Here is a 23,863-nt window from a genome sequence, read left to right as displayed (position 1 = left end):
AAAGGGCCAGGAAAACCCTAGCCCTAATTCGTTATCAAATTCACAAACGTGATCAGCCCAAAATGGCCTTGATCGAGTTCTGCACCTCAGAGATGTCAGCCAGACCGTTGACCGGGCGCAGGTCGCCCTTGGCGTAGTAGTAGCCAATCAGTGGCGAGGTCTTTTTGTAGTATTCCATCAGACGGGTGCGCAGGCTGTCTTCGTTGTCATCCGCACGCCGCACCATGTTGGTACTGCCACAATGATCACACTTGTCAGCCTCAGCCGTCGGCTTGGTCTCGTCGTGGTATACTTCACCACAATCACCACAGGTAAAGCGACCAGTGATGCGCTTTACCAGCGCCTCGTCGTCGACCCGCATTTCGATGACGGTGTGCAGTGACTGGCCAAGCTTAGCCAGCAGTGCAGCCAACGCATCAGCCTGCGCCAATGTGCGTGGGAAACCATCAAAGATGAAACCAGCGCCAGGTTCAGCGGCCAGCTTCTCTTCGATCAGGCCAATCACGATTTCGTCCGTGACCAGCTTGCCGGCGTCCATGATGGCGGCGACTTTCAGCCCCATCTCGGTACCGCTGGATTTCGCTTCGCGCAGCATGTCGCCAGTGCTTAGCTGGATCATGCCACGAGTTTCGACCAGATGGCGTGCTTGAGTGCCTTTGCCTGCACCAGGGGGGCCTAACAGAATAATATTCATTTGCGCGATGGACCCCGCTTACCACGTTTTTTGCTCTTACCACGCAGCTGGCTCTTCTCGATCAGACCTTCGTACTGATGCGCCAACAGATGGCTTTGCGCTTGCTGAATGGTATCCATTGTTACCGAGACAACAATCAGAACCGACGTACCACCAAAGTAGAACGGGATTGCAAACTGACCGCGCAGAATTTCCGGCAGCAGCATGACCAGCACCAGATAACCCGAGCCAAGAACCAACACGCGGTTGACCACATACTCAAGATATTCAGCTGTCTTTTTGCCCGGACGGATCCCCGGAACAAAGCCGTTCTGGTTCTTCAGGTTGTCGGCCACGTCTTCTGGCTTAAACGACACATTGAAAGTGTAGAAGTAAGCGAAGAACACGATCATCGACGTAAAGAACAACAGGTACAGCGGCTGACCGGGACCAAAGTTGGCAAGCAGCCAAGACATCACCGGACCACTGGTAGAGCCCGACGAGAAGGTCGAGATGGTAGTCGGCAGCAGCAACAGCGAGCTGGCAAAGATCGCTGGGATAACGCCTGCTGGGTTCACTTTGACTGGCAGATGCGAAGAACCACCGTCATAGACTTTCATGCCAACCTGACGGCGCGGGTACTGAATATGGATCTTGCGCAGGGCGCGTTCCATAAAGACCACGAACATGATGATCGCGATGACCATGATCAGCACCATCACGATAACCGCAGGGCTGATTGCGCCAGAACGACCGGAAGCAAAGAACTGAGCCAGTGCAGCTGGAACTTCGGCGATAATACCAACAAAGATGATCAGCGAGATACCGTTACCCAGACCACGCTGAGTGATCTGCTCACCCAGCCACATCAGGAACATGGTGCCGCCAACCAGAGTGATCATGCAGGCCATACGGAAGTACATGCCGGGATCTGTGGCCAACTCACCTGCCTCAAGCGACACAGCCAGACCATAGGCCTGTGCAGTGGCCAGCGCCACGGTGCCATAGCGGGTGTACTGGTTGATTTTCTTGCGGCCCTGCTCGCCCTCTTTCTTCAACTGCTCCAGCGACGGAACCATCGAGGTCAGCAGCTGGATAATAATCGAAGCCGAGATATAAGGCATGATGCCAAGGGCAAAAATACCCATACGGCCAAGCGCGCCACCGGTGAACATGGATACCATGCCGCCAATACCCTGACCGGCCTGGTCCATAAACTCTCGCAGGGCGATTGTGTCGATGCCTGGAACCGGAATGAATGTCCCCAAACGATAGACAATCAATAGGGCCAGGGTGAACAGGATGCGATTACGCAGGTCTGTCGCTTTGCCAAGCGCGGACCAGCTCGTGTTCGCCGCCATTTGTTCTGCTGCTGATACCATGAAAAAGGTCTCTTTATTGCGAAAACGCCGCCCGAAGCCGTTTTCCGGCTTGGGCGGCGTCAATTGGAAAACTGAAGACTATGTAAGCGGCATTGTTGCCGCTCACAAGCGCTTACTCAGCTGCGGCTTCTTTTGCCACTACAGTCAGGGCACCGCCCGCCTTTTCTACTGCTTCAACGGCTGCTTTTGAGGCACCGGTAACAGAGATAATTGCTTTGGCAGTGATTTCGCCTTTAGCCAGAACGCGGATACCGTCCAGCTTGCGCCGAACAACACCTGATTCGACCAGTGCGTCTTCGGTGATCGACTTGGCGTCGAGCTTGCCCAGATCGATGAATTTCTGGATCAGGCCCAGGTTGATGACAGCGAATGCCTTGCGGTTTGGCTTGTTAAAGCCACGCTTTGGCAGACGTTGGTACAAAGGCATCTGACCACCTTCGTAGCCATTGATGGCAACACCCGAACGGGATTTCTGACCTTTGATACCACGGCCACCCATCTTACCGGTGCCGGAACCTGGACCACGACCAACGCGCTTGCGTTTTTTCGTTGCGCCTGGGTTGTCGCTCAGTTCGTTAAGTCTCATATCGCTTCTCCTTAGCCGGATGTGACCCACGAAGCGTATTCGGGCCAACCACGGCATATATTGATTCTGATTCTTGTGACCAGAGCGGCCACCGGGTGCCTATAGACCCGTTGGGGGTGTGGATCAAGAGGCAGAAGTTCAACGCACCAGCTGTCAAACAGATCCTTTGGCTCTACACCGTGGCCATTGCCAGATACGAACGGAACGGAACCTCATACCCTTCCCCATCTGCATAAGGGGAAAGGTCGCGCTTCACCTGTTCGAGCAAGCTGCTTTGAACTTCGGCTGAGCATTCTAAAAACTCGCCGACAATCATTGGGGGAAGCGCACGAATGTGATCTTCGACGTATTCACCAACAGGCGGCAAACTGACATTTGCTTCGATCAACTCAATATCGGCGGCGGCTAAACCGGCTTGCTCGAACCAGTTGCGAATTTGCGCTTCTCCTCCTTCGGCGAATGTCTGGGTCACTGCGCTCTCGCTGCCATTGCATTGACTGGTGCACATCGAGAACACGCTATCAAGATAAGGCACCTCAACCTTGGGCGCCCAAACGGTAGCGGCAAGCGTCCCACCTGCCTTGGTTACGCGTGCCATTTCGCGCAGACCGGCTACCGGGTTCGGAAAGAACTGGAGCCCCTGCTGCGATATCACCGCATCGAAAGAGTGGTTCTCAAACGGAAGGTCCATTGCTGAAGCGGGCACCCATTGAATGCCAAAGCTATCACCCGTTACGCTTTGCGCCATCTCAAGCATGGCGGGATTGATGTCACTACCTGTGACCCGGCCGCTCGGTCCTGCTGCAATTGCTGCCGCTCGTGTTGCGAATCCGGTGCCACAGGCTACGTCAAGAACAACGCTGCGGGGCGTGACTGCACGGCTAACCAGCTTTTGGACAAACGGAGCCATGAACCTTTCCACATGGCTGTCGTAGAATCGAGGGGCTTGGTTTGCGACTTGAAATCCCGATGTCTGTGTCATTTTAAAATCCCTAACTCAAAATCAAACCATAGCACTGCGCCGCCCAAGCAGGTCAAAGGCTAATGCGCTCTCAAATCGTAAAATGCATTACACCCAAGGCTCAGCCGTTCAGCCGCCAAGGCCCCTGCCCTGTCGGATTCTGCCGTGCAATTCTTTGTCAAACGGAAGGGCCGGATAGAAATGGCGGCGCCGCCAGAATGGATGCAGACGGGGGATTGCCCCGTGCAATGAACGGTTCAGTTGCGCCCCCTTCTTTACGAGGGCCAGGCTCCAGGTGTGCCGGGGTGCCAAGCCCGGCGAAGATCGCGATCACGGACAGGATGACGTTTGTAGCTTAAGATCCGCCTGCCAGAGCGTACGCCCCCCCCGCAACAGAAAACGCCCCCGCAATGCGGAGGCGTTTCTGGTCATTCAAACCCAAGGGAGGAGGATAGGATTGAATGAATTCCTGAATTAGTGGCCGTATACGTGGATACGAGAGATTTCTGCGATGTCGCAGCGGCGAACACCGATGTCGGCCAGCTCGCGATTTTCCAGGCTGTCCAGCTCGGCGAATGTGCGCTTGTATTCAGCGTTCAGATCCCAGGCCTGCTTGGTGTTTTCAACGAAGCCACGGATGCGGGCGAACAGGTTGAAACCGGTAGATGCTGTGTTGATGACGTGTGCCATGATGTAGTCCTATATTCTATAGCTGGAACGCATTCCCCAGCTCTGTGATTTGCTCTTGTTTGGTAAGCTTTAGATATAGGATTAGATCGCCCAAACAACTGACAGTTCGGTCAATCCGCTATGCGTTGAACGCATGGGAAAAGTCATAATTCGTTCATGATTGGAGAGCTGGGTGAGACGGAACCCGGCGCTCTAGCCGCCATTACTGGGCCTGTTGTGCGAAGGTGCGATGGCGGCTGGTTATGTTCAGATCAGCGCCCAAATTGCCATGCCGCAAAGCCCGACAACCATGGCCCAGCCGGCAACATACACAAAGGTACGTATGCCCTGTGTCGGTTTGCCGACATTCTGCGCGTAGATCAGGATGTAGATCAGCCGCAGCACAAGAAACAGCACCATCAGCAGATTCACCCACCATGCAGAAGCCCCGGTCAGGATGCAGGCGAACAGGCCGATTGCGGCGGCTGGCATGATCTCGACACCGTTTTGGTGGCACCTATTCAACCGGTACACCGGGTTATCATAGTCCGCTTCGGGTTCGCTGCCCGGCGTCATATTCGCCTTGGCCTTAGCCGCACCGACCAATGCGGATTGCAGCAGAACAACAAGAACAAAAACCAGCAGAGAAATGAGGGCAACTGAATAGGCTGTAACAAGTTCGGGCATTGGGGGCTCCACTCTAATTAATCACTTGGTTAAATAGAAAACACCCCGCCCCAGCTACGTCAACCCGATCTTTTGACCAGCGCATATTCGAGCAGCTCCAGCCGGTCCTGACCGTAGAACATGTCGCCATCCAGAACGTAGGTTGGCGAGCCAAAGACGCTGCGGTCAATGGCCTCTTGGGTGTATGTGTCATGCAAGGCCTGAATGGGGTCAGACATTGCCGCGGTCAGAAGGCTATCGGCATCCAACCCGAGCCCCGAAACAAGATCAGCCAGAGTAGCCGCATCCGCATGATCTGCATCGTCCACCCAGTGTGCTCTAAGTATCTCATAGGAGAGCTTGTCCACCGGCGCACCAGCTTCCGCCGCCGCAATAATCAACCCGTTGGGTAGTGTCAGTGGATTGTCGTGATGTGTGGGGCGAAAATTGATCATGTCGGCGCCACGGAATTCAGCCCAGCGTTTTATCTCGCGGCCAAAGAAATAGTCAGCGTAGGCCTTGGTACGGGCCGCAAAAGGCTGTGACCCTGCGGCCTCGATGACTGGGCTTAGGTAAATCGGCCGGTGCAGCAGTGTGCAGCCATGATCTGTGCAGATCTGGGCCAGCTTCTTGGCCCCTAGGTAGGCATAGGCGGAATGGGCTGAATAGTAGTATTCGATGGTGGGCATGTGCTGCATCCTTGGTGAGATTTGCATATTGGTAACGCCCTAAAGCTCACCTGTCAGCACCACAGAACACGTCGCTCGTGCCTTACTCCTTCGCAAACAAAAACGCCCCCGGCGGAACCAGAGGCGTTTTCGATGTCTTCAAGGAAAAGGACTTAGCCTTTTTCTTCGATGATCTCGACCATGTGTGAAATCTTGTTCACCATGCCGCGAACCGAAGGAGTGTCTTCCAGCTCACGTGTCTTGTGCATCTTGTTCAGACCCAGGCCGATCAGCGTCTGACGCTGTTTGGCGGGACGACGGATCGGCGAACCGATCTGCTTAACTACGATAGTTTTAGCCATCTTCCGATCTCCTTAAGCTTCAGCTTCGGCAGGTGCCGCTGCTGGTGCTTCGTCCCGCTTGGGCAGGATGTCGGCAACTTTCTTACCACGACGCTGAGCAACCGAACGTGGGCTGGACTCTTTGCGGAGGCCATCCATGGTTGCACGGATCATGTTGTAAGGGTTCTGCGAACCAATCGACTTCGAAACAACGTCTTTGACGCCAAGCATTTCGAAAACGGCACGCATTGGACCACCGGCGATGATACCAGTACCTTCAGGTGCTGTACGCATGACCACTTTACCGGCGCCGTGACGGCCTTCCATGTCGTGGTGCAGTGTACGACCTTCACGCAGCTGAACGCGGATCATCTGACGCTTGGCTTGCTCGGTGGCTTTACGAATGGCCTCAGGGACCTCTTTCGCTTTACCTTTACCAAAGCCAACGCGGCCTTTTTGGTCGCCTACAACTACGAGAGCTGCAAAACCAAAGCGCTTACCACCTTTTACGGTTTTGGAAACGCGGTTGATCGCTACCAAGCGATCTGCAAATTCCGGAGCTTCGTCTCGATCACGACGGCCGCCGCGGCGGTTATCTTCTCTTGCCATGAGGCATTCCTTTCATCCGGCGCTATGCGCCTAAATTCTCAATCCTGGTGAGCTCCCCTTGCAGGGAACTCCCGGATCATCGGGGCGGCACACAAAGCGCCGCCCGCATTGATTAGATCTTGAGGCCACCTTCACGGGCAGCGTCGGCCAGGGCCTTCACTTTACCGTGGAACAGGAAACCACCGCGATCAAAGTAAGCTTCTTCAACACCAGCTTTCTTAGCACGCTCGGCAATTGCCGCGCCCACTTTGGTAGCTGCTTCGATGTTGTTCTTGCCAACGAAACCCAGATCTTTTTCCAGGGTCGAAGCCGAAGCCAATGTTACGCCACGAACGTCGTCGATCAGCTGAACGCTGATGTTCTTGTTCGAGCGGTGAACGGACAGACGAAGACGTCCTGAGTTCACGCGGCGCAGTTTGTTCCGGACGCGCAAGCGGCGCTTCAGAAACAGGGTTCTTTTGCTGTTTGCCATTATGCTGGTCCTTACTTCTTCTTGCCTTCTTTGCGGAAGACGAATTCACCTTTGTAGCGAATACCTTTGCCCTTGTAGGGCTCGGGCTTACGCCATGCGCGAATGTTAGCTGCAACTTGACCCACAGCCTGATCATCAATGCCTTCGACAATGATGATGGTCGGCTTAGGAGCAGTAACAGTAACACCCTCAGGTGCTACGAATTCCACATCGTGCGACAGGCCCAGGTTCAGCTTCAGGGTGTTACCCTGCATGCTTGCCCGGTAACCAACACCCTGAATCTCCAGCTCTTTTTTGAAGCCGGAGGTCACGCCGGTTACCAAGTTGGCAACCATGGTGCGGGACATGCCCCACTGCTGACGTGCCCGCTTGGACATACCGCGTGGTGTGATGGAAACAACGTTATCTTCGACCGCTAGGGTCACGTCGTCGGTGGCTGAGAAGCTACGAGTCCCTTTCGGGCCCTTAACTTCGATGGTCTGACCGGAAACTGATGCAGAAACGCCTGCAGGCAGTGTGACCGGTTTTTTACCAATACGAGACATTGATTGACCTCCTTAGAAGACGGTGCAGAGCACTTCGCCGCCAACGTTGGCTGCACGTGCTTTTGCGTCCGACATCACACCCCGAGGAGTGGAGACAATCGACACACCCAGGCCCTGACGGACGGATGGGATGTCATTGACGCCCATGTAAACGCGACGACCAGGCTTTGAAACCCGCTTCAGTTCGCGAATGACTGGCTCGCCATCGTAGTACTTCAGGCTGATTTCGATCGCCGGGTGGCCATCGGAACCAGTGGTTGCTTCGTAGCCACGGATGTAACCTTCGTCCGCCAGTACGTCCAGAACCCAGGCCCGCAGCTTGGAAGCTGGGGTCGAGACTGTGGATTTACCGCGCAACGACGAGTTACGGATCCGGGTGAGCATATCTGCGATAGGATCGTTCATATCTGTCTCTCCCTTACCAGCTCGACTTCACCATGCCGGGGATCTGGCCCGAAGAGCCAAGGTCCCGCAGCGCGATCCGGCTTACCTTCAGCTTACGGTAGTAAGCGTGAGGACGGCCGGTCAGCTGGCAACGGTTGTGCAAACGTGTAGCCGAGCTGTTGCGCGGCAATTTTGCCAATTTCAGACGCGCAGCAAAGCGCTCTTCCATAGGCTTGGACTGGTCATTCGCGATTTCTTTCAGCTCGGCGCGTTTCGCAGCATACTTTGCCACCAAACGTTCCCGCTTCTTTTCGCGTTCGATCATTGCTTTTTTAGCCATGTCTATTCCTTCCCGCGCTTACGAATTGAAGGGCATGTTGAGAGCTTTCAACAGCGCCTTGGCTTCCGCGTCAGTTTTCGCGGTCGTAGCGATCACAATATCCATGCCCCAGTTTTCGTCGATTTTATCGAAATCGATTTCTGGGAACACGAGGTGCTCTTTCAGGCCCATGGCGTAGTTGCCACGACCGTCAAAAGATTTGCCCGAAATGCCGCGGAAGTCGCGGATACGAGGCATTGCGATGGTGATCAGACGATCCAGGAAGTCATACATCCGGTCGCCGCGCAGTGTCACCTTGGCACCCATTGGCATGCCTTCGCGAACGCGGAAGCCAGCAATGGAGTTCTTGGCGACAGTGGTCAGAGCTTTCTGGCCAGAAATCAGGGTCAGATCAGCCTGAGCCGACTTTGCCTTCTTGCTGTCACGGACTGCGGCACGGCCACAACCAATGTTCAGAACGATCTTATCCAGCTTAGGGATCTGCATTTCGTTCTTAAAGCCGAATTCCTCTTTCAGAGTGGCGCGAACGCTCTCTTTGTAAAAGGTCTTCAGACGCGGGGTGTAAGCAGCAGTATCAAGCATCGATTACGTCCCCTGTAGTTTTAGCGAAGCGAACTTTCTTGTCGCCTTCCATGCGGAAGCCAACGCGAGTTGCTTTGCCGTTTGCGTCCAGCAGTGCCAGGTTCGACAGCTGGATTGGCAGAGCTTTGGGCAGACGGCCGCCCTGCTCGGTCTGTGTCTGACGTGTTGCGCGGATGGCGATGTTCACGCCTTCAACAACAGCCTTGCCAGCAGACGGGTCAACAGACGAGATAACGCCTTCTTTGCCCTTGTCCTTGCCAGCAAGCACGATGACTTTGTCACCTTTGCGGAGTTTAGCAGCCATAGTTACAGCACCTCCGGAGCAAGCGAGATGATTTTCATGAAGTTCTTGGCACGCAGCTCACGAACAACTGGGCCAAAGATACGTGTACCTACAGGCTCGTTGGTGTTGTTCAGGATTACAGCAGCGTTGCTATCAAAGCGGATAGCAGTACCGTCTGCGCGGCGAACTTCTTTGGCTGTGCGAACGACAACGGCCTTGCGGACGTCACCCTTCTTAACACGACCACGTGGAATGGCTTCTTTAACCGAGACGACAATGATGTCGCCTACGGATGCGTATCTACGCTTAGAGCCACCCAGAACCTTGATGCACTGGACTCGGCGAGCGCCTGAGTTATCAGCAACATCCAGGTTAGTTTGCATCTGGATCATTTGGTTTCTCCCGACCTATGGAAACTGGCGATGCGTGCCATGATGTCTCCAGGGTTTCGACAAACTGGGATGTCTGTCGGTTAAGGGTTCTAAAGGCTCTTAAGCTTCCAGAACTTCCCAGCGTTTCGTTTTCGACTTAGGTGCGCATTCGATGATGCGTACAGAGTCACCTACTTTGAAAACGTTCTTCTCATCGTGGGCCCGATATTTTTTGGACTTACGGATGGTTTTCTTCAGAACAGGGTGCGTGAAGCGGCGTTCAACCGAGACAGTTACGGTCTGGGCGTTGGCGTCGCTGGTCACGGTGCCAGTGAGAATACGTTTGGGCATCGTGTCGCTCCTTATTCAGCTGCTGCTGCAGCTTTTTGGTTCAAAATGGTCTTCACACGGGCAGCGTTACGGCGAGCCGCTTTGATGCCTGATGTGTTTTCCAGCTGACCGGTGGCCTGTTGAAAGCGCAGGTTAAAGCTCTCTTTCTTCAGGTTTGCGAGTTCATCGCGGAGTTCATCCGCGGATTTTTCGCGAAGATCCTTGGCGTTCATAGCCTAAGTCCTTTCCAAAGCACCAGAAGGCCCCTGTTGGGTAACCTCGCACCTGGTGGGTTATGTCACCTGCATCGAAATGCAGAAAAGAATCACCTCGCCCTGATTCCTTGCGAAATCGGGGTTGGCGATGGGTCCCTATAGGGGAGTGTGGGGGTGGGGGCAAGGGAAAGGTTGGGGAGTCCGGGTCTCATCGTGAGAACTAGTAAAACCGGCCCGCAAATCATGACATACCATCTGGATACCGGCCAATGGCCTAAGCCGCGCTTTCGTTTTTAATTATTTGCACAATCACCAAAGGCATTATTTTGAAATTGACCACCCAGCTCACGTTCAACCTCTACGGCGAGGTGAAACGCAAAGCACTATGGTGGTGCGAATCCGCCATTGGAAACAAAGAAAACCGGCCTAATTCGCCTCCAATGGCACGGGCTAAAGGCCCGGGCCGCGCCTGACCTTCCCCCCGGGAAGGCGCTTTTGCACCTCCCCAAGGTCTGGCACTGCCCTAATGCTTCACGGCTTGGCCTTAGACACAGCCTGCTTGCAGGCGAACCACCATCAATCCAGTAGAGCGTTTACCATCTGGACATAGGTCATGTCAGGCGCAGAGGCGACTCGCATGGATCTAGGAGCGCGTGCGGCGCCAAACAGCACACTCACACCCACGTATGCCTTTGCTGAGTAGACATTGTGATCCGCAGATGGCGGCGCCTCTTTCATCGCCACATAGTCAACACCAGCGTTGAGCATGACAGAGCTCTGGTTTGCGAGCTGACCTATTTCATGCTTCAAATACAGCCCGACGCCCGAGCCACGCACGGGATCCCCTGTTCGCCCACCCTCGGTGTCCATGTCACCTTCTGCGTAGAAAGCATGCAAGCCGACCAAGGAATTCTTGCCTGAAAACGCATACTCGCCGTGCACTCTAATGATTGCGGCTTGATCCAGCACCTCAATGTCTTCTGACTTAATGATATCCATCAATGACACAGACGCACCATAGGCCCACCGATTGCGCTCGGCGCCGACACCAAAGCCCAGAATTCTGTACTGCGAATTTTGAACATCGTCATCCCCCACAAACCGGACCTGACCCAAGCCTGCAAACCCGCCCCAGTAGAAATCATTACCCAAATGGCCAAGCGAAACCACTTGCTGGCCTGCACTTTCGATACCTTCATTGGTCGGGGCCCCAATGTCATTGGTCTCACTGACATTTGTTTCTATCTGATGCGCCGCAAAAGAAAGAACCACCCCATTGTCGAACTCGGCCCCGATTTCACCATGCAGCCGACCGGCCTGCCATTCTGACGGTTCGAAAAACGGGAACCCACCTGAATTCACGCCGTTGCCGCTATGGTCGTATGTCTCGTAATTCACTCCCAGCTCACCAAAAATGGAAGGATCGGATGCAGCAGCGGTAGCGCCTCCCAACACGAGAAACACGGTCGTCAACGCTGTTTTGTAAGTCATTTGGCCTCAGTACACTTGTCGTTACCCCCAATTCAAACCCCTTAGAATTTGAATAAAAGTGCGCCTAAGGCCAATTTGAGGTTCAGGCAATCAAAACATTAACAAAGGTTAACACCACCGAGCGTATGACTTTGATCTCGGACCGTTCGCGCCTGAAATGATCCCCCGGATCATTTCCAATTCAGGCTTGGTCTCCGACCGTTCGCCCCTCAATCGTTCCCCCGGAACGATTGCCACTTCGCGGACCGGGGCTCACTCCCAGCGGTAATTAAAACTGACCGAGATTCGATCATCTTCGGACATATTCATCGGCACCTCGTGACGTAGCCAGCTTTCCCATAGCAGCACATCCCCGACGTCCGGCTTCATGTAGATAAACGGCTGCAGCTCACGGCGGGCGTCCTTGGTGCGGATGGGCGAGGCCATCATCATCGCCGACCGTGGATCTTCCAGTTTCAGCACACTGGTATCTTCAGGCATCGCCACATAAGTGGTGCCGCTAATTACGGAATGTGGGTGGATGTGGCTGGCGTGCATGCCGCCTTCGGGCAGGATGTTGATCCACAGATCCTCAAGCACCAGTGCGCGGCCATCCAGATCAAACTGCAGGTCCTTGGCGAATTCAGCAACATGCTGATCCAGCACTTTGACCAGATCGGCAAAGATCGGGAACCGCCAAGGCAAATCAGTCAGCGAGGCATAGGAGGTATAGCCGGGATAGGCATTTTCCTCGCACCAGTCCTGACCGGCCTCGTCATCTTCGGCGATGACAAGGCAGGAGTTTTCCAATTCATCCGCGTCAATCTTGGTCCCATGTTCAGACAGGGCAGCGCGGTACAGGCGGGTGGCAAAAAGCGATTCAATCTGTGACATGGGCCCGTCATAGCGCAACCTGCGGCACAGCGCGAGAGGCCACGTCATCTGACGTGGCCTCCCAGATTGCCCTCACCCTCACCCAAGAGGGTCACGGTATGGAAAGGACTAGAAGTCCTCCCAGTGAGCGTCGCCGTCTGTGCCCGTTGCGGCCACTGGCGCGGCTGGTTCGTCATCAAGCGACCAGTCGTCGATCATGTTATCCATGCCATGCGCCGTCGGTGTCGTCGGCGCAGCAAGGCTAGGCGTGGCGTTGCCACCCTGCCCCACTTTGAAATGCGACATCAGCTCGGACAGTTTAGCAGCGTCAGACTTTAGCAGATGGCCGGCCGCTGTGGCCTCTTCAACCATGGCTGCGTTCTGCTGTGTCACCTGATCCAACTGGGTCATGCCGGTGTTGATCTCGTGCAGACCGGTTGACTGCTCGGCAGCCCCCTCGGCGATGTCCGATACCAGCGTGGTGATATGGCCGACCTGACCAACGATGCTTTCCAAGGCAACGCCTGCTTCACCAACCAATTCGACACCACCATCAACCTGCTTTGAGCTGTCGCTGATCAAGGTTTTGATTTCCATCGCCGCATCAGAAGAGCGTTGCGCCAGCGCCCGCACTTCGCTTGCCACAACGGCAAAACCACGTCCCGCATCGCCTGCACGGGCAGCCTCGACCCCCGCGTTCAGCGCCAGAAGGTTGGTCTGGAACGAGATGTCATCAATCACCGAAATGATCTGCGAAATCAGGCGAGAGGATTCTTCAATCTCGCTCATGGCTGCAACAGCACTCTGCACAACGTGGCCACTGCGTTTTGCTTCTTCGCCGGCCTCACCTACGGTGGCTTCGACACTACGGGCCCCTTCGGCGGCGGACTTAACCGAAGCCGTAAGCTCATCCAATGCTGCCGCTGTCTGCTCCAGCGTAGCGGCCTGGCTCTCTGTTCGATGTGACAGATCCTCTGAGGCTTGGCTGATTTCATCCGCGCCGCTGCGGATGCTGCTCGAGGTTTGGACAACCTGCTCAACAATTCCGCTCAGCGTAGAGACTGTGCCGTTAAAGTCCTGCCGTAGCTGCTCATACCCCTCGGGGAAGTCCTCGTGGATCTGAACCGCTAGGTCGCCCTGTGACAACCGCGCCAGACGTTTGCTCAGTTCGTTGACCATTTCAGCAAGTGCAGCATCGCGACCTTCGGCCTTTTGCTTTTCCTGCTCTTGCATTTTGGAAAGTTCATCGCGGAAAATCTCAAGTGCACGGGCCATTTCGCCGACCTCGTCACCGCGGCGTTGCCCCCGGATAACAACGGTATTGTCACCCTTTGCCAAGCTACCCATGGCTCCAGTGATCATCCCAACGGCCTTGGCAATACTAGAGCCCATGAGCCACGCCAGCACAGCACCAATCACGATGGAAACGGCAATTGCACTTGGGATCATGATTTTTGTCTCAGAAGAGATCTGCTCACTCGCAGTTCGACGGGCTTCCATCAAGCCCTGCTCTTCTGCCTGGAAGTCAGCCATAATGCCGCGAAAACCGTCAAAATATGTCTTGCCACGGCCTTCGGCTACCAGATCTGCCATGTCATCCATGGTTTCGGCTGTGCCAATTGCGCGTCTCATGTCAAGAATTGGTTCCACGACTTTTTCGCGCCATTCTGCAATGATGGAACCAGCATTTGTCAGGCGCTCTAGCTGCTCCGGATTATCACTGACAGCACCAGAAAGCTCGGCCATGAGGAGTTGCATCATGGTTATGCCGTCGTGGTATGGCTTCAAAAACACTATATCACCGGACAGCAGAAACCCCCGCATACCGGTCTCCATGTCCACCGCCGCAGCCAGAACATCTTTGGCTGTATTGATAACATTATATGTGTGTTCAATACGTTCCATCCCCTCAGTAACTGCGACCGCATTTAGGAATGGGCTGTTCATAATAGTAGCGATTTTCTCTTGTCTGGTCACCAAATTCGCCTGCTCGACTTCAATGAAGCTGGCGATCTCTGCTCTAAACTTGTCAAAGAATACCTTACCCTTGGCCTGCCTCACTTCGGCCGCCATGTCATTCATGGTTAGGGCGTCACCAATATCTCGGCGCAACGCAATCGCCTGCTCGGCAACATCAGTTTGCCAGCCACGCAGAGCCTGCTCTGCTTCTTGCAAGCGTGCAACCTGCACCGGATTATCGCTGACTGTTTCACGCAGGTCCGCGAGCGTTTGGTAGGCAGCGGCCTGACCACTATTGTAAGGGTCGAGGAATTCTTCTTTGCCTGCCAGCAGATACCCGCGCAGACCCGTTTCCATATCAACAGCAGACGCAATAATTGAACGCGACTCGCCCAGTACATTCTGTGTGTGTGTCACCCAGCGAGAAGAGTCTTCCATCCGGCTGAGGTTGATCATCGTTATGACCCCCACACCAACGATGAGTGCCAATGGCATCAAAGCTACAGATATAATCTTGGATTTCATTTTAAGGCTAGAAACTGCAAACCGTTTACTCGGCAACTTGCTGTTAGTCGTCACGTCACGAATCCTCTTCGTAAATTCCTCGAGCGACGTAGATCACATCAAAATTAACATCTGGTTCCACTCCATAAGTTGCATTGCAAAATCACCTTTAAGCCCAAGACGATTATGATGCGTCTACGGCGCTCCCTTCCAAGGAAACTTGCTCTACCCACCAGGCGTCTGGAGAATCGATGTAAAAAAGCCCCCGCTGATCTCTCAGCGGGGGCTTCAATCTGTGTAGATCAGCTAGATCTTACCAGTCTTCGCGAACCACGACACGTGTCTTGATTGGCAGCTTCATCGCAGCCAGGCGCAGGGCCTCGCGGGCGATGTCGTCATCGACGCCATCAATCTCAAACAATACGCGGCCAGGCTTGACCTTGGCAGCCCAGAAATCCACCGAACCTTTACCTTTACCCATACGGACTTCGGTAGGCTTGGAAGTTACTGGAGTGTCCGGGAAGATCCGGATCCAAACACGGCCTTGACGCTTCATGTGACGTGTCATCGCGCGGCGAGCCGCTTCGATTTGACGAGCAGTCACACGCTCAGGCTGCAGTGCTTTCAGACCGAAAGTGCCAAAGTTCAGATCGGAGCCGCCTTTGGCTTCTCCCTTGATCCGGCCTTTGTGCATCTTGCGGAATTTAGTACGCTTTGGTTGAAGCATTTGTCATTCCCCCTTAGCGACGACCGCCTGCACCGCGAGGTGCTGGGCCGTCCTGGAGTTCCTGTGCTTTACGGTCACGTGCCTGCGGATCGTGCTCCATGATCTCACCTTTGAAGATCCAAGTCTTGATCCCGATGATACCATAAGCAGTCTTAGCTTCGACGTGTGCGTAATCGATGTCGGCACGCAGAGTGTGCAGAGGCACGCGGCCCTCACGGTACCATTCGGTACGCGCGATTTCAGCACCACCCAAACGACCCGCTAGGTTGACCCGGATACCCAGGGCGCCCATGCGCATCGCGTTCTGAACCGAGCGCTTCATGGCGCGACGGAAAGAAACCCGGCGCTCCAGCTGCTGCGCGATGGACTCACCAACCAGAGCAGCATCCAGCTCCGGCTTGCGAACCTCAACGATGTTCAGGTGCAGTTCGCTATCGGTCATCGTGGCAATTTTCTTGCGCAGAGTTTCGATGTCTGCACCTTTTTTACCAATGATCACACCAGGACGTGCGGTGTGGATCGTAACGCGGCACTTCTTGTGCGGACGCTCGATGATGATACGCGAGATGCCAGCTTGCTTGCACTCAGTGTTGACGAATTCGCGGATTTTGATGTCTTCCAGAAGAAGATCACCGAAATCTTTGGTGTCAGCGTACCAGCGGCTGTCCCAGGTACGGTTGACCTGAAGGCGCATGCCAATTGGATTGACTTTGTTACCCATTACGACTGCTCCTCAACTTGACGCACCTTGATGGTGATCTCAGCAAACGGCTTTAGGATCTTGCCGAAACGACCACGAGCCCGCGGACGTCCGCGCTTCAGGGTCATGTTTTTGCCCACATAGGCTTCAGCAACGATCAGCTCGTCTACGTCCAGGTTGTGGTTGTTTTCAGCATTGGCAATCGCCGACTGAAGACACTTTTTCACGTCCTGAGCAACACGCTTGTTCGAGAAAGTCAGATCGGTCAAAGCACGATCAACTTTCTTGCCACGGATCAGACCAGCAACCAGGTTCAGTTTCTGAGGGCTGGTGCGAAGCATGCGCAGTTTTGCCATTGCTTCGTTGTCTGCCACGCGGCGTGGATTTTTTTCCTTACCCATGACTTATTTCCGCTTCGCTTTTTTGTCAGCAGCATGACCATAATAGGTACGAGTTGGCGAATATTCACCGAACTTCTGACCGATCATTTCTTCTGTGACGTTGACAGGGATGTGTTTCTTGCCGTTGTACACGCCAAAAGTCAGACCCACGAACTGGGGCAGAATAGTGGAGCGACGCGACCAGATCTTGATCACTTCTTTGCGGCCCGATTCACGAGCAGCTTCAGCCTTTTTGAGAACGTAAGCGTCAACAAAAGGGCCTTTCCATACAGAGCGAGACATAGATTAACGTCCCTTCTTCTTGGCGTGACGCGAGCGGATGATCAGCTTGCTTGACGCTTTGTTCTTGTTACGGGTCCGAGCACCTTTGGTAGGCTTACCCCAAGGGGTCACTGGGTGACGACCACCCGATGTCCGGCCTTCACCACCACCGTGTGGGTGATCAACCGGGTTCATGACCACACCACGCACAGATGGGCGGACGCCCTTGTGACGCATACGGCCAGCTTTACCAAAGTTCTGGTTCGAGTTGTCGGGGTTGGACACCGCACCAACTGTTGCCAGACATTCCTGACGCACCAGACGCAGTTCGCCCGAAGACAAACGGATCTGAGCGTAGCCACCGTCACGACCAACGAACTGAGCATATGTACCAGCTGCACGGGCGATCTGGCCGCCTTTGCCTGGCTTCATTTCGATGTTGTGAATGATGGTACCGATAGGCATGCCTGAGAAAGGCATTGTGTTGCCCGGCTTGATGTCGGCTTTTGCAGAGGCGATAACCTGATCACCAACAGCAAGACGCTGTGGAGCCAAGATATAGTTCTGTTCGCCATCTTCGTATTTGATCAGCGCGATGAATGCGGTCCGGTTCGGGTCATATTCGATCCGCTCGACGGTCGCCGCAACATCAAATTTGTTACGCTTAAAGTCAACGATCCGGTAGAGGCGCTTTGCCCCGCCACCACGGCGGCGCGAGGTAATCCGTCCGGTGTTGTTCCGGCCGCCCGATTTCGTCAAACCCTCAGTGAGAGACTTGACGGGACGTCCTTTCCAAAGCTCCGAACGGTCGATCAGAACCAGCCCACGCTGGCCCGGCGTCGTCGGTTTATACGACTTGAGTGCCATGCTTTCTGTCTTCCGTTTAGCAGTGTCCAAGCACCGAGTTTTCCCGGCATCCTGGACTATGTTCAGCCCCCCTAAGGTGGCCATCGATATAAGGCCCCGAAGGTCCCCATCCAAAAATCAGCAGCCCCGGAACGAATCCGAGGCTAGGTGATCGGTGCGAGGTAGCAGGGTATTAGGGGGTTGGCAATGGGGGATAGGTGTTTTCGCTACAAGGCGAAGGATCACACTCTCGCTTACTTGCGACCGACAATACCATCCGTGCAATTTGATGTTGGCATGCAGGCCCACTAGCCGTGCCTTTTGGCAGTTTCACGCGCAAACCTGACCTTTTGACGGAGGCGCCATTTTCCTTGCTCATTTATCCAGAGAGCATGGATATCGCTGCAAAATATGATCGCGCTGCGGCGCGGTGGGACGAGAAGCTGAGCCAGCTGGGTTATACCCACGCCTATCGGCAACTGATTCAGGCCCATACCAACGCCACACACCCCGTGCTGGATGCCGGGACTGGCACCGGTGGGTTTGCCTGTGCCTGGTTGTCCGAAGGTGGCAGCCGGGATCTAACTCTGCTGGACCCATCCGACCGAATGCTATCCAAGGCGCAGGACCGGATTAAAGGTGCAGGCACCCTGCCCCGGATTGTCCAATCCACGCTTGAGCGTTTTGAACCAGACACCCGCTTTGGCACCGTTCTGGCGGCGCATGTGATCGAACACTGCGTCAATCCGGCGGATGCCTTTGTCAGGATGGCCAGTTGGCTGTCGCCGGGCGGTCGGCTGATCCTTGTCGCGTCGAAACCGCACTGGTGCAACTGGCTCATCTGGCTTCGCTATCGCCACAACTGGTTTGACGCCAGCCAAATAGCCGCACTGGCCCACAACGCCGGGCTGACGCGCACAGACACCCACGACTTTACCGCAGGCCCACCCAGCCGCACCAGTCGGGGTTACATTTTCACCAAACCCAAGAAGGAAGAGCCATGCTCATCGCACATGTGACATTTGAAGTAGACCAAACCAACAGCGTCAAGGCACTGGAGGCGCTAACCACCGAGGCCGCACAGGTGCGCGCCATGGCCGGCTGCATTGCGTTCAACCCGTTTCAGGACGCCATCAATCCGGCTCTGATCGGCGTATTGCACGAATGGGAGACATCCGATGATTTTGACGGCTACACTGCATCCGAGGAGTTTGCCCGCGTCGGCGCAACACTGCGACCCATGATGGTGAAACCTCCGCTCAGCCGCCGCTTTGACGCCAGTCTTGTCGAAAGCGTATAACCGCCGGATGACGCCAGACGCTTATTGCATACACAGCACATTTGAACCGAGCGGTCCGTCTGAATTTCAGACGGACCGGCATTATCTGCTCTACGCGCTAAAGGGCACCCTGCGTCTAGAGGCACAGGGAAAACGCTGGACGCTCCCCCCAGCTCGCGCGGCGCTGATCAAATCCGGCTGTCCGATAATCATCACCGTCCTGTCAAAACTCACATCAGCGTCGGTTCTATTCTCACCTGATTTCATCCCAACTCCCGAACGGGCCCTGACTGTTTTCGACATGACACCGCTGGCCCGCGAACTGATCGCTGAATGTCGTATCTGGGGGGCAGATAGCGACCCGCTGACCCCATACGCGCGACAAATATTTGCAACATTGGCAGAGGTCACACGGCAGCTGTCGGAATCTCCCAGCCGCTGCGTCCTGCCCTCGCCCACATCACGCGAGTTGTGCAAGGCATTGACCTTGACCGAGGCCCAATCACATCACAGCCTGACATTCAAAGAGGTCGCACAAGACTGCGGCCAATCTCCGCGTGCACTCTCCCGACGGTTTGCTGAGGAAATGGGCATGACCTGGAGCGAGGCCCTGCGCCGGATCAGGATCATTCAAGCGATCGAGGCGCTAGCCGCCAGCAACACGTCAATAACAGAGATTGCGCTGTCGGTTGGGTATAGCTCTCTTTCAGGCTTCAACGCCGCTTTTCGCGAAGTCATGGATATGACACCCAGCCAGTACCGGGCCAGTTTCACTATCTCGGACGGTTAACAGCCCCCAACCTCCGAAAGAAAACCCAACACTACCCTTAGACAGGCTAATTGGGTGGCTGCTGCCATACGTTAGCTTAGGTTGTTCGGTGGGATAGTCACCAATTTTCTATTCCTTCATAAAAAACTGTTTTGCTCTATTAGGTATGCCGCTCAACCTAACAGTGCACGCCTGAGATCCCAGCTCCCCTCCATCATATGGGAGGTATATGATCATAATTTGAACCCCTTGAACGACTCCAAAGCTTGAATTGCAAAAATTTGGAGGAAGGCTGTTTTCATATAAGGGATCAGAAGAGATCGAGCGAGATCGAGCTATTTCCCAAAACTGCAGTTCTTGTAGAGCGCTATCTGGCAGCGCTATATCTAGACAGTTAAAGATACGCCCATCGTCCCCAGAAAACAAAAGCCCTTTCTTCTTCACAGTATCCGGGGGAATCTCGCGCTCGATATTTGAAACCATCTCCAGCCATTGATTTTCGCAATAATTTTCAGCTTCAGCCTCCCCAGCAAATGAAACAAAAGACAATGACGCAACTATCAGGTTTATAAAGAGCACTGGTCGGCATACCAAAATTTCACGTCCACCCATCTTAGGACCTCTTATCCGCTTTTATTTTCAATACCTTCAGGCTCCGTGATTCAGCGGGCAGTCACAAGCGATTTGACGAGTGTCTTCAGAAACTGACGAAACTCGCAAGTACGCAAGGAGCCATGCCATTCCCGCTCTGCCGAGACACTCAAACGAAAAAGGCCCCCGCTTTGCAGCGAGGGCCTTTCTCAATTCATCCTAGCAATCTTAGAGTCCGGTGGACACGTCGATTGTGTTACCTTCTTCGAGGGTAACATAGGCCTTTTTGACGTCCTTGCGACGGCCCAAGCCACCGCGGAACCGCTTCACTTTACCTTTAGTGATGCTTGTGTTCACAGCCTTAACCTTCACACCAAACAGCGCCTCAACGGCGGTTTTGATCTGTGGCTTGTTGCTGTCGATCGCAACTTCAAAAACAACCGCGCCATTTTCGGACGCCATGGTGGCTTTTTCAGTGATGATCGGCTTGCGGATTACGTCGTAGTGTTCTGCTTTAGCGCTCATTTCAGGCGAGCCTCCAATGCTTCGATACCTGCTTTGGTGATCACCAGGGTGTCACGCTTGAGGATATCATAGACGTTTGCGCCCATCGACGGCAGGATATCCAGACCTTCGATGTTTTTGGCAGCTTTCAGGAAGCCTTCGTTGGCGGTCGCGCCGTCGATGACCAGAGCGCGTTTCCAGCCCAGGTTTGCAACCTGTTTGGCCAGAGCAGCAGTCTTGCCCTCGGTTTCAGCGTTCTCGATCACAACCAGCTCACCCGCAGCAGCCTTGGCAGACAGTGCGTGACGCAGACCCAGTTTACGGAACTTTTTGGTCAGGTCGTGGCCGTGCGAACGGACGACTGGACCTTTGTAAACACCACCACCGCGGAAGATCGGAGCAGAACGAGCACCGTGACGAGCGCCGCCAGTACCTTTCTGACGATAGATCTTCTTGGTCGAGTAGTTCACTTCCGAACGGGTCTTTACCTTGTGGGTACCGGCCTGTGCGTTGTTACGCTGCCAGCGAACCACACGGTGCAGGATGTCCGCACGTGCTTCGAGACCGAACAGTTCGGCATCCAGCTCGATGTTGCCGGCTTTGCCGCCGTCAAGTTTGATTACATCAAGTTTCATGCTTCACCACCTTCGGCTGCAGCCGCTTTCAGACCTGCTGGGAAAGGTAGACCCTCAGGGGCCTTCTTCTTAACAGCGTCTTTGACAGTGACCCAACCACCTTTGGAGCCAGGAACGGCGCCTTTGATGAAGACCAGACCACGGTCGGCGTCAGTTTTGACGACTTCCAGGTTCTGAGTGGTTACACGGGCAGCACCCATGTGACCGGCCATTTTCTTGCCTTTGAAAACCTTACCGGGATCCTGACACTGACCTGTCGAACCGTGCGAACGGTGCGAGATCGAAACACCGTGTGTCGCGCGCAGACCACCAAAGTTCCAGCGCTTCATCGCACCGGCGAAACCTTTACCGATCGATGTACCGGAAACGTCAACTTTTTGACCTTCCAGATAGTGCTCGGCCGAGATTTCGGCGCCGACTTCGATCAGAGCATCAGCGGAAACGCGGAATTCTGCAACTTTACGCTTAGGCTCAACCTTTGCAGCGGCAAAGTGACCGCGCATAGCCTGAGACGTACGTTTTGCTTTAGCAGCACCAGCACCAAGCTGAACAGCAGTGTAGCCGTCCTTCTCGTCTGTACGCTGTGCAACAACCTGCAGGTTTTCCAACTGAAGAACGGTCACAGGGATCTGCTTGCCGTCTTCCATGAACAAGCGGGTCATGCCCACTTTTTTAGCGATAATACCAGAGCGCATAATCAATACCCTCCGATCTTATGACTGCAACTTGATCTCGACGTCCACACCAGCGGCGAGGTCGAGCTTCATCAGCGCGTCAACGGTCTGGGGGGTCGGATCAATGATGTCGAGCAGACGCTTGTGAGTACGGATCTCAAACTGGTCGCGCGATTTTTTATCAACGTGAGGTCCACGCAGAACGGTGAACTTCTCAATCTTGTTCGGCATTGGGATCGGGCCACGTACTGAGGCACCGGTCCGCTTGGCAGTGTTGACGATCTCTTGTGTGCTGGCGTCCAGTACACGATAGTCAAATGCCTTGAGCCGAATACGGATATTTTGGCTTTGCATTGTCTATAGCCTTTCGAGGCTAAGGAGTTGATAGGACGACCGATGGCTCATTCCACCGGCCCTCTTCAAACCCAAACGGCAGGAACGAATCCTGCCGACGGGTTATTCACATAAAGCGAACTTGCGCGCTATACGCCTGTTGATGGGATGTGGCAAGAGGGTTTGGCGACATCTTACCAACTCTTCCTAGCTACTTAATCTCGATGATAGTGTTCGGCGCACACTTTTTTGCATTCGGATTTTCAACACAGGCCCTCACGAGCTCGAGATATTGATCAAAAAATGGAACCTCTGGCGTATCAATCCTCCGAGCAGAATCCAGCATGGTCAAAGCCTTCCGAGGATCTGTAGTATGAACCCTAGCAAATGCTGCGGCTAACAATATCAGTTTCTTATCTTGAGCTTCAGCTTGTTTCAAATATGCGTTCGCCGCATCACGGAACTCTGAAAAGTATACTTCATTTCCAAAAGTGTTCTTCGAATCGTAGAAATGCCCATTCTGCAGCAACCAGAACATGCCCTCTTCCGAATACGTGGCTAACTCTCGCTCCACTAAATAGGCACGAAGGTATCGGGACTGCGATCTAGCATTTTGATACCAGTCAGTTTTCACGATGCCTTTCAATCGCTTGACTTCATCCTTCGAGAACTCGCGATAGACTGGGAAAGCCTCGCGGTCACAGATCGGCATGCGCGTCACGAAATCACACGAGGAAAGGCGTCGAAGGCTCATGGCAACCGAGCTGCCCATAGAACAGCCTTGTGTTTCCACAACTTTTATCCTCTTGCCGCCGAGAGGACAGGGTACTTTTCGATTAACGGGTTCTCCGGCCCACACTATCGGCGCCCAAAGTACAGATACGATCAACAACAGAGATGTAAAAGCATTTCGCATGTAATCCTCCAAGTGAGCGTAACAATCCTAATGCTCCTACTAGAACACAGCTCATTAAGCAGTTGGATTATTCTTCAGTGAATGCAGGAGCCCAGCTGACATCGGGCGGCAGACCTGCCTCGTTTTGATACAAAAAAGGGCCGCCCTTGGGCAGCCCTTCTCTATTACTTCAACCGAGTGGCTCTCGGGACATCCGCGCCGTAGCGTGGATACCCTGTCGCCATCATCACAGCGTAGCTGTGATTACTCGACGATCTTGGAAACAACACCAGCGCCAACTGTGCGGCCGCCTTCGCGGATCGCAAAGCGCAGGCCCTGCTCCATCGCGATTGGTGCGATCAGCT

At 54.3% G+C, this 23,863-nt stretch carries 36 protein-coding genes; 3 read left to right on the top strand and 33 right to left on the bottom strand.

The genetic code is table 11. The annotated features are described in order from the left end of the window. Positions 1–52: 52 nt before the first annotated feature. From DL239_RS17705 to rplB, 26 genes are all read right to left on the bottom strand, one after another. Entirely contained in the window at positions 53–694 is a 642-nt protein-coding gene (locus DL239_RS17705) for an adenylate kinase (RefSeq protein WP_167685435.1), read from the bottom strand. Next, on the bottom strand, positions 691–2,055 hold the full coding sequence (gene secY, locus DL239_RS17700) for a preprotein translocase subunit SecY (protein WP_167685434.1): 1,365 nt from the start codon (positions 2,053–2,055) through the stop codon (positions 691–693). The genes DL239_RS17705 and secY overlap by 4 nt, the downstream gene beginning before the upstream one ends. 112 nt (positions 2,056–2,167) lie before the next feature. After that, positions 2,168–2,641 carry a 50S ribosomal protein L15 gene (gene rplO / locus DL239_RS17695; RefSeq protein ID WP_167685433.1) on the bottom strand — a complete coding sequence of 158 codons (474 nt, stop codon included), beginning with the start codon at positions 2,639–2,641 and terminating at the stop codon, positions 2,168–2,170. 172 nt (positions 2,642–2,813) lie between these two features. Beyond that, a complete protein-coding gene (locus DL239_RS17690; RefSeq protein ID WP_167685432.1) occupies positions 2,814–3,623 on the bottom strand; it encodes a class I SAM-dependent methyltransferase in 810 nt (269 codons plus the stop codon). 453 nt (positions 3,624–4,076) lie between these two features. Continuing rightward, the gene (locus DL239_RS17685; RefSeq protein ID WP_167685431.1) at positions 4,077–4,292 is read right to left on the bottom strand and encodes a DUF1127 domain-containing protein; all 216 of its coding nucleotides are present in this window, start codon (positions 4,290–4,292) and stop codon (positions 4,077–4,079) included. Between the two features lie 246 nt (positions 4,293–4,538). Beyond that, positions 4,539–4,958, bottom strand: coding sequence for an MAPEG family protein (locus DL239_RS17680; RefSeq protein WP_167685430.1), 420 nt, complete (start codon positions 4,956–4,958; stop codon positions 4,539–4,541). Between the two features lie 59 nt (positions 4,959–5,017). Further along, the gene (locus DL239_RS17675) at positions 5,018–5,626 is read right to left on the bottom strand and encodes a 2-hydroxychromene-2-carboxylate isomerase (protein ID WP_167685429.1); all 609 of its coding nucleotides are present in this window, start codon (positions 5,624–5,626) and stop codon (positions 5,018–5,020) included. Between the two features lie 152 nt (positions 5,627–5,778). Continuing rightward, a complete protein-coding gene (gene rpmD / locus DL239_RS17670) occupies positions 5,779–5,967 on the bottom strand; it encodes a 50S ribosomal protein L30 (RefSeq protein WP_167685428.1) in 189 nt (62 codons plus the stop codon). A 12-nt stretch (positions 5,968–5,979) separates the two neighbouring features. Continuing rightward, the gene (gene rpsE, locus DL239_RS17665; protein ID WP_167685427.1) at positions 5,980–6,555 is read right to left on the bottom strand and encodes a 30S ribosomal protein S5; all 576 of its coding nucleotides are present in this window, start codon (positions 6,553–6,555) and stop codon (positions 5,980–5,982) included. Positions 6,556–6,667: 112 nt separating this feature from the next. Continuing rightward, positions 6,668–7,027, bottom strand: a complete 360-nt coding sequence (rplR, locus tag DL239_RS17660; protein WP_167685426.1) for a 50S ribosomal protein L18 — start codon at positions 7,025–7,027, stop codon at positions 6,668–6,670. Positions 7,028–7,038: 11 nt separating this feature from the next. Beyond that, positions 7,039–7,572 (bottom strand): 50S ribosomal protein L6, encoded by a 534-nt coding sequence (rplF, locus tag DL239_RS17655; protein WP_167685425.1) that lies wholly within the window; start codon positions 7,570–7,572, stop codon positions 7,039–7,041. Positions 7,573–7,584: 12 nt separating this feature from the next. After that, positions 7,585–7,977, bottom strand: coding sequence for a 30S ribosomal protein S8 (rpsH, locus tag DL239_RS17650; RefSeq protein WP_167685424.1), 393 nt, complete (start codon positions 7,975–7,977; stop codon positions 7,585–7,587). Between the two features lie 13 nt (positions 7,978–7,990). After that, positions 7,991–8,296 (bottom strand): 30S ribosomal protein S14, encoded by a 306-nt coding sequence (rpsN, locus tag DL239_RS17645; protein ID WP_167685423.1) that lies wholly within the window; start codon positions 8,294–8,296, stop codon positions 7,991–7,993. A gap of 18 nt (positions 8,297–8,314) precedes the next feature. Next, complete coding sequence (gene rplE / locus DL239_RS17640) at positions 8,315–8,878, bottom strand: 50S ribosomal protein L5 (RefSeq protein ID WP_167685422.1); 564 nt, start codon at positions 8,876–8,878, stop codon at positions 8,315–8,317. Beyond that, complete coding sequence (gene rplX / locus DL239_RS17635) at positions 8,871–9,182, bottom strand: 50S ribosomal protein L24 (RefSeq protein WP_167685421.1); 312 nt, start codon at positions 9,180–9,182, stop codon at positions 8,871–8,873. Before rplX ends, rplE begins: the two co-directional genes overlap by 8 nt. A 2-nt stretch (positions 9,183–9,184) precedes the next feature. Next, positions 9,185–9,553, bottom strand: a complete 369-nt coding sequence (gene rplN / locus DL239_RS17630) for a 50S ribosomal protein L14 (protein ID WP_167685420.1) — start codon at positions 9,551–9,553, stop codon at positions 9,185–9,187. Between the two features lie 99 nt (positions 9,554–9,652). Then, entirely contained in the window at positions 9,653–9,883 is a 231-nt protein-coding gene (gene rpsQ, locus DL239_RS17625; RefSeq protein ID WP_113821508.1) for a 30S ribosomal protein S17, read from the bottom strand. An 11-nt stretch (positions 9,884–9,894) separates the two neighbouring features. Beyond that, the gene (rpmC, locus tag DL239_RS17620) at positions 9,895–10,095 is read right to left on the bottom strand and encodes a 50S ribosomal protein L29 (protein WP_138163937.1); all 201 of its coding nucleotides are present in this window, start codon (positions 10,093–10,095) and stop codon (positions 9,895–9,897) included. Between the two features lie 558 nt (positions 10,096–10,653). Continuing rightward, positions 10,654–11,568 carry a hypothetical protein gene (locus DL239_RS17615; RefSeq protein ID WP_167685419.1) on the bottom strand — a complete coding sequence of 305 codons (915 nt, stop codon included), beginning with the start codon at positions 11,566–11,568 and terminating at the stop codon, positions 10,654–10,656. 252 nt (positions 11,569–11,820) lie between these two features. Next, a complete protein-coding gene (locus DL239_RS17610; RefSeq protein WP_167685418.1) occupies positions 11,821–12,441 on the bottom strand; it encodes a 2OG-Fe(II) oxygenase family protein in 621 nt (206 codons plus the stop codon). Between the two features lie 108 nt (positions 12,442–12,549). Continuing rightward, positions 12,550–14,904, bottom strand: coding sequence for a CHASE3 domain-containing protein (locus tag DL239_RS17605; RefSeq protein ID WP_240931951.1), 2,355 nt, complete (start codon positions 14,902–14,904; stop codon positions 12,550–12,552). Positions 14,905–15,196: 292 nt separating this feature from the next. After that, on the bottom strand, positions 15,197–15,610 hold the full coding sequence (rplP, locus tag DL239_RS17600) for a 50S ribosomal protein L16 (RefSeq protein ID WP_167685417.1): 414 nt from the start codon (positions 15,608–15,610) through the stop codon (positions 15,197–15,199). Positions 15,611–15,623: 13 nt separating this feature from the next. Then, complete coding sequence (rpsC, locus tag DL239_RS17595; RefSeq protein ID WP_167685416.1) at positions 15,624–16,331, bottom strand: 30S ribosomal protein S3; 708 nt, start codon at positions 16,329–16,331, stop codon at positions 15,624–15,626. Next, on the bottom strand, positions 16,331–16,711 hold the full coding sequence (gene rplV, locus DL239_RS17590) for a 50S ribosomal protein L22 (RefSeq protein ID WP_167685415.1): 381 nt from the start codon (positions 16,709–16,711) through the stop codon (positions 16,331–16,333). The genes rpsC and rplV overlap by 1 nt, the downstream gene beginning before the upstream one ends. Positions 16,712–16,714: 3 nt before the next feature. After that, positions 16,715–16,993 carry a 30S ribosomal protein S19 gene (gene rpsS / locus DL239_RS17585; RefSeq protein WP_167685414.1) on the bottom strand — a complete coding sequence of 93 codons (279 nt, stop codon included), beginning with the start codon at positions 16,991–16,993 and terminating at the stop codon, positions 16,715–16,717. A 3-nt stretch (positions 16,994–16,996) separates the two neighbouring features. After that, complete coding sequence (gene rplB / locus DL239_RS17580; RefSeq protein ID WP_138163929.1) at positions 16,997–17,839, bottom strand: 50S ribosomal protein L2; 843 nt, start codon at positions 17,837–17,839, stop codon at positions 16,997–16,999. Between the two features lie 350 nt (positions 17,840–18,189). Here rplB and DL239_RS17575 point away from each other — a divergent pair, with 350 nt between their 5' ends. Genes DL239_RS17575 through DL239_RS17565 form a run of 3 tightly spaced genes read left to right on the top strand, consistent with a single transcriptional unit; the run spans position 18,190 to position 19,887 of the window. Beyond that, entirely contained in the window at positions 18,190–18,837 is a 648-nt protein-coding gene (locus DL239_RS17575; RefSeq protein WP_206188513.1) for a class I SAM-dependent methyltransferase, read from the top strand. Continuing rightward, a complete protein-coding gene (locus tag DL239_RS17570; RefSeq protein ID WP_167685412.1) occupies positions 18,819–19,118 on the top strand; it encodes a putative quinol monooxygenase in 300 nt (99 codons plus the stop codon). Before DL239_RS17575 ends, DL239_RS17570 begins: the two co-directional genes overlap by 19 nt. Before the next feature lie 7 nt (positions 19,119–19,125). Next, on the top strand, positions 19,126–19,887 hold the full coding sequence (locus DL239_RS17565) for an AraC family transcriptional regulator (protein WP_167685411.1): 762 nt from the start codon (positions 19,126–19,128) through the stop codon (positions 19,885–19,887). 108 nt (positions 19,888–19,995) lie between these two features. On the opposite strand, the gene DL239_RS17560 is transcribed toward DL239_RS17565, so the two are convergent. From DL239_RS17560 to DL239_RS17530, 7 genes are all read right to left on the bottom strand, one after another. Beyond that, positions 19,996–20,478, bottom strand: a complete 483-nt coding sequence (locus DL239_RS17560; RefSeq protein WP_167685410.1) for a hypothetical protein — start codon at positions 20,476–20,478, stop codon at positions 19,996–19,998. Positions 20,479–20,685: 207 nt separating this feature from the next. Further along, the gene (locus DL239_RS17555; RefSeq protein ID WP_167685409.1) at positions 20,686–20,982 is read right to left on the bottom strand and encodes a 50S ribosomal protein L23; all 297 of its coding nucleotides are present in this window, start codon (positions 20,980–20,982) and stop codon (positions 20,686–20,688) included. Then, positions 20,979–21,596, bottom strand: a complete 618-nt coding sequence (gene rplD / locus DL239_RS17550; RefSeq protein ID WP_167685408.1) for a 50S ribosomal protein L4 — start codon at positions 21,594–21,596, stop codon at positions 20,979–20,981. Before rplD ends, DL239_RS17555 begins: the two co-directional genes overlap by 4 nt. Further along, positions 21,593–22,291, bottom strand: a complete 699-nt coding sequence (rplC, locus tag DL239_RS17545; protein ID WP_167685407.1) for a 50S ribosomal protein L3 — start codon at positions 22,289–22,291, stop codon at positions 21,593–21,595. The genes rplD and rplC overlap by 4 nt, the downstream gene beginning before the upstream one ends. A gap of 18 nt (positions 22,292–22,309) precedes the next feature. Continuing rightward, positions 22,310–22,624, bottom strand: a complete 315-nt coding sequence (gene rpsJ, locus DL239_RS17540; protein WP_167685406.1) for a 30S ribosomal protein S10 — start codon at positions 22,622–22,624, stop codon at positions 22,310–22,312. Between the two features lie 190 nt (positions 22,625–22,814). Next, positions 22,815–23,519, bottom strand: coding sequence for a hypothetical protein (locus tag DL239_RS17535; protein ID WP_167685405.1), 705 nt, complete (start codon positions 23,517–23,519; stop codon positions 22,815–22,817). A 243-nt stretch (positions 23,520–23,762) separates the two neighbouring features. Continuing rightward, the coding region (locus tag DL239_RS17530; protein ID WP_167683792.1) for an EF-Tu C-terminal domain-related protein at positions 23,763–23,863 on the bottom strand (101 nt) is incomplete at its 5' end.

This window comes from Parasedimentitalea denitrificans (assembly GCF_011813015.1).
Taxonomy (GTDB): Bacteria; Pseudomonadota; Alphaproteobacteria; order Rhodobacterales; family Rhodobacteraceae; genus Parasedimentitalea; species Parasedimentitalea denitrificans.
This window is presented reverse-complemented; position numbering and strand designations above follow the sequence as displayed.